Annotated in this window: 5 protein-coding genes; 2 read left to right on the forward strand and 3 right to left on the reverse strand. The window is 40.9% G+C overall.

From position 1 onward, the window contains the following. Positions 1-60 precede the first annotated feature (60 nt). Both recU and ACZYT3_RS09560 read left to right on the forward strand, forming a co-directional pair. Positions 61-666 (forward strand): Holliday junction resolvase RecU, encoded by a 606-nt coding sequence (recU, locus tag ACZYT3_RS09555; RefSeq protein WP_294562508.1) that lies wholly within the window; start codon positions 61-63, stop codon positions 664-666. Beyond that, a complete protein-coding gene (locus ACZYT3_RS09560; RefSeq protein ID WP_464088481.1) occupies positions 656-3,256 on the forward strand; it encodes a transglycosylase domain-containing protein in 2,601 nt (866 codons plus the stop codon). Before recU ends, ACZYT3_RS09560 begins: the two co-directional genes overlap by 11 nt. A 146-nt stretch (positions 3,257-3,402) precedes the next feature. Here ACZYT3_RS09560 and uxaC read toward each other — a convergent pair whose 3' ends face one another. From uxaC to uxuA, 3 genes are read right to left on the reverse strand one after another with little or no spacing between them, the layout of a single operon-like run. Then, complete coding sequence (gene uxaC, locus ACZYT3_RS09565; RefSeq protein ID WP_464088482.1) at positions 3,403-4,803, reverse strand: glucuronate isomerase; 1,401 nt, start codon at positions 4,801-4,803, stop codon at positions 3,403-3,405. A 4-nt stretch (positions 4,804-4,807) separates the two neighbouring features. Next, positions 4,808-6,421, reverse strand: a complete 1,614-nt coding sequence (locus ACZYT3_RS09570) for a mannitol dehydrogenase family protein (RefSeq protein WP_464088483.1) — start codon at positions 6,419-6,421, stop codon at positions 4,808-4,810. After that, complete coding sequence (gene uxuA, locus ACZYT3_RS09575; RefSeq protein WP_294560617.1) at positions 6,408-7,490, reverse strand: mannonate dehydratase; 1,083 nt, start codon at positions 7,488-7,490, stop codon at positions 6,408-6,410. Before uxuA ends, ACZYT3_RS09570 begins: the two co-directional genes overlap by 14 nt. Positions 7,491-7,587: the final 97 nt, after the last annotated feature.

Genomic DNA, 7,587 nt, shown 5'->3' on the forward strand with positions numbered 1-7,587 from the left:
ATTTGAAACATAACTGGATTTCAATATAAAAATTTTGTATAATGGTAGATAGGTGATGAAATGATTGGTTATCCGACAAAACAGAATCCAACAACATCACTCTCCACTGCCTCTTCCAAAAACCTCTCACACAGCGGACGTGGAATGAGTCTGGAGAATGATATCAATGAAACAAATGAATTTTATCTGGAAACGGATCGCGCATGTATCCATAAGAAACCGACCCCCATTCAAGTGGTCAAGGTCGATTATCCCAATCGTGCTCATGCCCGGATCAGCGAAGCCTATTATAAAGTACCTTCCACGACAGATTATAACGGTGTCTATCGTGGCAAGGCGATTGACTTTGAGGCAAAGCAAACCAAAAATAAAGGAGGCTTTCCCTTTCAGCTGATCCATCCTCATCAGATCCAGCACATGAAGCGGGTGATCCATCATGGCGGGATCTCATTTGTCATCCTGCGTTTTACAAGCTACAACGAAACATATCTGATCGACGGGCAGGTCATGATTGATGCCTACGAAGACGAAAATCAGAAATCGTTGTCTTATAAAAAAGTTAAGGAAGTGGGAAAGCTGATCCAGGAAAGCTATATTCCCCGCTTAAAATATTTAGATGCAGTAGATGAAATGTATTTCCAAGGAGGTTGCAACAATGGCAAATAAAAAAATAAGGCAGCAAAATACACCAAATAAATCTCGGAAAAGAAAGATCATCGATACGATCGGTGTTCTCGTACTCGCATGTATTGTTGTTGCCAGCTTATTTGGTTATCTGACATTGAATCAGATATTGGCAGAAAAAGATGAATTCAATGAATCCCTGCTACATGGCGATGAACCGACAACGATCATGATGAACGATGAGAATGGTGAATCTGTCCCTGCCATTCAGCTTTCCAGCGGTGATGGTCTCAGAGAGAACACTACCTATGACCAGGTACCTCAGGTGGTTATCGATGCTTTCTTGGCAGTCGAGGACTCCCGTTTCTTCAAACATAATGGTTTCGATTTACCGCGTTTCTTAAAAGCTTTGCTTGAAAATATAAAAACGCTCAGCTTTGGTCAAGGTGGTTCGACACTTACGATGCAGATGATCGATGTGACGCATCACACAACGGATGATTCACAGAATACCATTGAAAAACTTTTTGCGAAAGTACAGGAGATCTTTCTTGCATTAGAAGCGGAAAGCTCTTTAAGCAAAGAAGATATCTTGATGCGCTATCTGAATTATATCAATTTTGGCGGTGTTGCCAGAGGTGTCCAGAAAGGTGCACAATATTATTTTGGAAAAGATATTAGTGAAGTGACCCTTTCAGAAGCGGCTTTCCTGGCGGGTGTCATCAATGCACCGAACGCCTATAATCCTTATTTAAATTATGATAACGCCGTTGAAAGACGCAATACAGCCTTAGGGCTCATGCTTCAGCACGGTTATATCAGTCAGGAAGAATATGACCTGGCAATCAATACAAAATTGGCTTTCCAGCTGAATGGTACAACCAATTTTGAAGGTGATCCGCTGCAAAGCGTTATTGATTATGTTCGTGATTATTGTGATGAAGAATTAGGTATTGATATTTATCAAGGTAATATGGTCATTTATACGACCTTTGATCTTAAAACCCAGCAGCTCTATGAAGCCATCATGAACGGTGAATATGGCTTCTTCGAGAATGCACCATTAGGAATGCAGGCCGGCAGCGCCTTGATCGATGTCACTGATGGATCAATTGCCGCAATCGCCGGTGGCTTGAATTATACTGGAGATATAAGAAAGAACCACGGATATGAGATGGAACATCAGACTGGATCAAGTATCAAACCATTGTTAGATTATACATTAGCGTTTGAATATCTAGGCTGGTCAACGGATCAGATCATTGCCGATGTACCTCGCAACTTTAATGGTTATACACCGCAAAATGCCGGTGGTGCCTTCCATGGTGATGTAACAATCCTTGAAGCGATTGCCCGGTCATGGAACATTCCGGCAATCACAGCCTTAAGTGAGGTTGTCAATACCATCGGACAAAATCGTGTCGCCGAAATTATGGTCAATCTGGGATTAACTACCTTCCAGAAGATCTTGGATGGAAAAGAAACCCTAGAATTAGGAATGGCCATTGGTGGCAGTTCCATGGTGGCTACACCGCTTCAAATGGCAGCGGCCTATGCGGCTTTGGCCAATGGCGGGGTTTATACAGAACCATATGCAATTACCCGTATTGAATTCTTAAATAGCGAACATGAAGATTATGTTCATGAAGTCGTTTCCCGTCAGGTATTCTCTCCACAGGCTTCTTATCTGATGACTGAAATATTAGTACAGGCTGTCAGCAATTACCCTAGCTCTTTCCAAGGACTTATGAGAAGCAGCTATCAGGTAGCCACCAAGACAGGTACGAGTGACTGGGGAGATTTAGGGGCTAAATATGGTATCCCAACACGCGCCGCGAAAGATAAATGGACGGTTTCCTATACAAGTAAGTATTCCATTGCGACATGGCAAGGGTATGAAAATGATGGAAATGGTGTTCCATATGGTTATCTGACGGATGCGCAAATGAATGCAAATATACCGACGAAGATCAATAAGCTCATTTTTGATACGGTTCATGCCAACAATTATCCGGATGATTTTGTCCAGCCGAGCGGCATTGTCAATATTACCCATATCAAGGGAGCCTTTGATAACGGTCATTATGCTGTACCGGATGGTACGCCGGCTTCCATGATATCGACAGGTAAGGTCTTGAGTCAATTCGCAACTCTTAAGACCTTGACACCGGACGAAATTTCATCCTTGAACTCATTTACAGCAGTTGTAAACGAAAATGCAAAGACCGTTGATTTCATGTTCACACCATATCCTGATAGTGATGCACTGAATGCCTTTGACGGTTTGTATCATGGTGTAGAAGGCTATCCGAATTATACAGGTACAAAGGTATTTGATAAAAAGGCTGTCTATGGTCCAATTGTTTATAAAGTAGAAGTCTTCCAAAACGGTACAAGTCTTGGTGTTACCAACTTTACCACAGATACGGGAAGCAATACCTTTAACATTACACCGGGTGTAGAAGCAAGGGTTTGCGGATATTATGGATATCAGAATGATAATTCTAAATCCAACCAAGTCTGTGTGACCCTCTCTTCCAGTGAAACAAGTAAATTGGGTAAGAATCAAACACCTGAAACACCGGAAACACCTGAACAGCCAACAGATCCAACAGATGAAGATAATGATTAAAGAATACAGGAATCGAATGATTCCTGTATTTTATTTAGGTTCCATACAGAATATCATCTTCCTCCTCATTTCAAAGTACGATAAAAAATCGAAACTTATGTGAAAGTTTCGATTTTTCAGATATATTTTATCTCAAGATCCGATCATTAAAATTCAAAATATTGTTTACAGTTTTCGTAACAAATTCCTCTTATGATCTTTTCAAGTGCTTTTTCATCATCTGGATATTCGCCATTTTCTACCCATGTACCAATAAGATCACATAAGATTCTACGGAAATATTCATGTCTTGTATATGACAAAAAGCTTCTTGAATCTGTCAGCATACCGATAAAATTCCCCAGTAAACCCAAATCCGCTAAAGAAGTCATCTGTTCGATCATTCCTGCTTTATGATCATTAAACCACCATGCACTTCCCTGTTGGATCTTGCCGATCGCACTTTCATCCTGAAAACAGCCGATCACTGATCCGATCATGGCATTGTCAGATGGATTCAACGAATAAAGTATTGTTTTTGGAAGACAGTCATGAAAAGCAAGATGATTGAGATAGGCTGCCAGCTGCGGAGATGATGCATAAGTAGAAATCGCATCAAAACCTGTATCCGGACCTAATTTTCTAAACATTTTCTGATTCAGATTCCGTGCTGCACCGTAATGCAATTGCATGACCCAGCCACGCTTATGATATTCTTTCGCAAAAGCACACATGCAAGCTGTTTTATAAGCATCGATTTCATGTGAAGAAAGCTGATGACCTGATAAGCGTTTCTGAAAGATCTCTTCCAGCTCTTCTTTGCCTGCCTCAACATAACATACATAGTCTAAACCATGATCGCTTACCTTACAGCCATGTTTATCAAAATAATCCATTCTTTCCCTTAATGCATCGATCAGTGATGGGAAGCTGTTGATTTTTATCTGACTGACAGCAGACAGCTTTGACAGATAATCCACGAAATCTTCTTTCTCAATATTGATGGCCTTATCCGGGCGCCATGCCGGCAGCACTTTGGTATCAAAGGAATCATCTGAAGCAAGCAGCTCATGCCATTTTAAATCATCAATAGGATCATCTGTTGTACAGATGATTTCTACGTTTGATTGAGAAATAATGCCTCGCACCGTCATGTCTTTATCATGCAGACGCTGATTACAGATCTCCCAGACCTCTTGTGCCGTATCGCTGCAAAGATGACCTTCATAATTAAAATAACGTTTTAATTCTAAATGTGACCAGTGATACAAGGGGTTGCCAATTGCCTTTTCCAATGTTTCTGCCCATTTTTGAAACTTCTCATAATCAGTGGCATCACCGGTAATATATCTTTCACTAATGCCATTGGAACGCATCTGACGCCATTTATAATGATCGCCGCCCAGCCATACCTGTGTGATATTATCAAACCGGCGGTCTTCATAGATCTCTTTAGGATCGATATGACAATGATAATCAATAATTGGCATCTTAGAGGCTGTCTCATGATACAGTCTTTTTGCCGTTTCACTATGAAGCAGAAAATCTTCATCCATAAATTTCTTCATAGCTTTACCTCGTATATTTTATCAACACAGCTCTTACAGCACCTGTGCCGGCACACATTTCTTTCAGATAGCCAACCACCTTATCAGCAAGTCCTGCCTGATACAGATCCACACCGTATATCGCCTCATTATGCAATAGATCACCGACGATGTCTTCTACATCATCCTCCATGCCCAATGAAAGTTTTGATGTGATCGGTGTCAGGGTTTCTAAAAGCGGATCCGGTGATCTTTCAAAGCTTTCACCTTGATCATTCACACCCATTAAATAACGAATCCAACCGGCAAATACTAATGGGATCAGTGTAAGATCGTCAACATTCAACGTATCCGAAGCCATATATTTCTTAATCGTTTCCCCAAAACGAATTGCCAGCTTCTGAGAGGTATCTGTTGCGATGCGCTGCGGCGTATCCGGCATAAACGGATTAACAAAACGTACATGGATGACCGCATCAATAAATTCCTTCGGATCGATGACTTTTGGATCGACGACTACCGGCAATCCTTCATCATATCCGATCTTCTCAACCAGCTTTCTTAACTGCTCATCCTTCATTTCTTCAGAAATCTTCTTATATCCTAAAAGACAGCCGAAAACAGCCAAGGCCGTATGAAGCGGATTTAAACAGGTACAGACCTTCATCTTTTCTACCTTATCTACCGTTTCGCGATCACTAAACATGACGCCACCCTTTTCCAATTCAGGACGTCCGTTAGGAAAAGCATCCTCTACGACCAGATATTCACATTCTTCCGCATTCACAAATGGCGCAACATATGTATTCTTAGAAGTTATGATCGGATCTAATCCCTCAATGCCATCATCATTCAAAATCTTTTCCACAGAAGCATCGGGTCTTGGTGTGATCTTATCGATCATGGTCCATGGGAAAGAAACACAATTTTTATTCTTGACATAATATTCAAAGCCTGGCGCAGCCATACCATTCTCTGCCCATTTTTTCGCAAAGGTATGAATTGCCTCATATAGCTTATCACCATTATGTGAACAATTATCCATGCTCACCATGGCAATTCCTCTTTCCGTATTGCGATAACGTGTATAAAGCAAAGAAGCTATCTTTCCTATATAAGAAGAAGGTGCTTCCGGTCCCATTTTAAAATCTCTCTCAACGCTGTCAAGCAGCTTTCCGCTGCCATCTACCAAAGAATATCCCTTTTCCGTTATCGTGAAAGAAGCCATCTGTAAAGAAGGATTCGAGAAGATCTCCTTCAGACGTGTAAACTCTTCTTCATTATCAGAATCCAGGATACAGCTTTCAACAACGCTTCCAATCACGCTCTTTTCAACCGTACCATCTGCCTTCAGCGTTACCAGTATCGAATAATCATCATGAGGACGATTCATCTTTTCAATGATTTCATAATCAAAGCCTTCCGCAACGATCAATCCGCGGTCAAGTATCTTCTCATTCAAAAGCTTCTCAACGATATTTGCCTGAAAAGCACGAAAGATATTACCGGCCCCAAAATGGATCCACAGCGGTTTTTTTCTTGTAGAAGCAGCAACCTCTTCACGGTCATAATCACTCAGATGATATCCCTTATCTAACCACTGCTGACGCTCTTTTAAGCCTTTCTTATTTAATTCCATATCTCGTTGCTCCTTTTTCAATAGCTTCCCACAAACCATTCAGGTAAGCAGCACCTAATGCACGATCATACAAACCATATCCCGGCATCGCTACCTCATCCCAGATCATACGTCCATGATCCGGACGGATCGGGCCATCAAAACCAATTTCATATAAGGCCCTCATGATCTCATACATATCAAAGCTGCCATCACTTGAAAGATGTGCCGCTTCTTCAAAATCACGATCTGAATTAAACTTCAGATTACGCACATGGGCAAAATGAATTCTTCCTTTCAAAGAACGGATCATATCCGGAAGATCATTCTTAGGATTCGTACCATAAGAACCACTGCAGAAAGTAACCCCATTATGCGGATTATCGACCATCTTCATCATTCTCAAAATATTTTCCTTATTGATGATGATCCTTGGCAATCCAAAAACAGACCATGCAGGATCATCCGGATGGATGGCCATATTGATATCATACTGATCACACACCGGCATGATCTTTTCAAGAAAATACTTTAGATTCTCAAATAGCTTTTCATCATCAATATCCTTATACATGGCAAAAAGCTCCTTCACATGAGCCATTCTCTCCGGTTCCCAGCCCGGCATCACGCTGCCATTCGTATCCGAAGCGATCGATTCAAACATTTTCTCAGGATCAAGACGATCGACCGCATCCTGTGAATACGCTAAAACAGTTGAACCGTCTTCTCTTACACGAGCCAATTCCGTTCTTGTCCAATCGAAAACAGGCATAAAATTGTAACATACCAGATGAATATCCTCTTTTCCAAGATTTTCTAATGTTTCGATATAATTGGCAATATAGCGGTCACGTTCTTTCGCTCCCGTTTTGATTGCATCATGCACATTAACGCTTTCAATGCCGGCAACATGAAGTCCGCTCTCCTCTACTTCTTTTTTCATGGCAGCAATCTCTTCACGGCTCCATACCTCTCCCGGCTGCTTATCATATAAAGTAGTAATGACACCTGTTACTCCCGGTATCTGTCGGATTTGTTTTAAGGTAACGGTATCAAATTTTGAACCATACCATCTCAATGTCATTTCCATATAAAACCCTCTCTTTCACATAAATTTTATCATAATATTACCATTATTAAATCAAGATTTACCTCTTTTTTGAAAATTTATACTGGTAATTTTTTAA

It is taken from the genome of Traorella sp. mt218 (assembly GCF_055420025.1).

What these genes read in the sequence shown, in the direction of transcription:
- recU (WP_294562508.1), top strand. Translation starts at nt 61, where the DNA reads ATGATTGGTTATCCGACAAAACAGAATCCAACAACATCACTCTCCACT.
- ACZYT3_RS09560 (WP_464088481.1), top strand. Translation starts at nt 656, where the DNA reads ATGGCAAATAAAAAAATAAGGCAGCAAAATACACCAAATAAATCTCGG.
- uxaC (WP_464088482.1), bottom strand. Translation starts at nt 4,803, where the DNA reads ATGAAGAAATTTATGGATGAAGATTTTCTGCTTCATAGTGAAACGGCA.
- ACZYT3_RS09570 (WP_464088483.1), bottom strand. Translation starts at nt 6,421, where the DNA reads ATGGAATTAAATAAGAAAGGCTTAAAAGAGCGTCAGCAGTGGTTAGAT.
- uxuA (WP_294560617.1), bottom strand. Translation starts at nt 7,490, where the DNA reads ATGGAAATGACATTGAGATGGTATGGTTCAAAATTTGATACCGTTACC.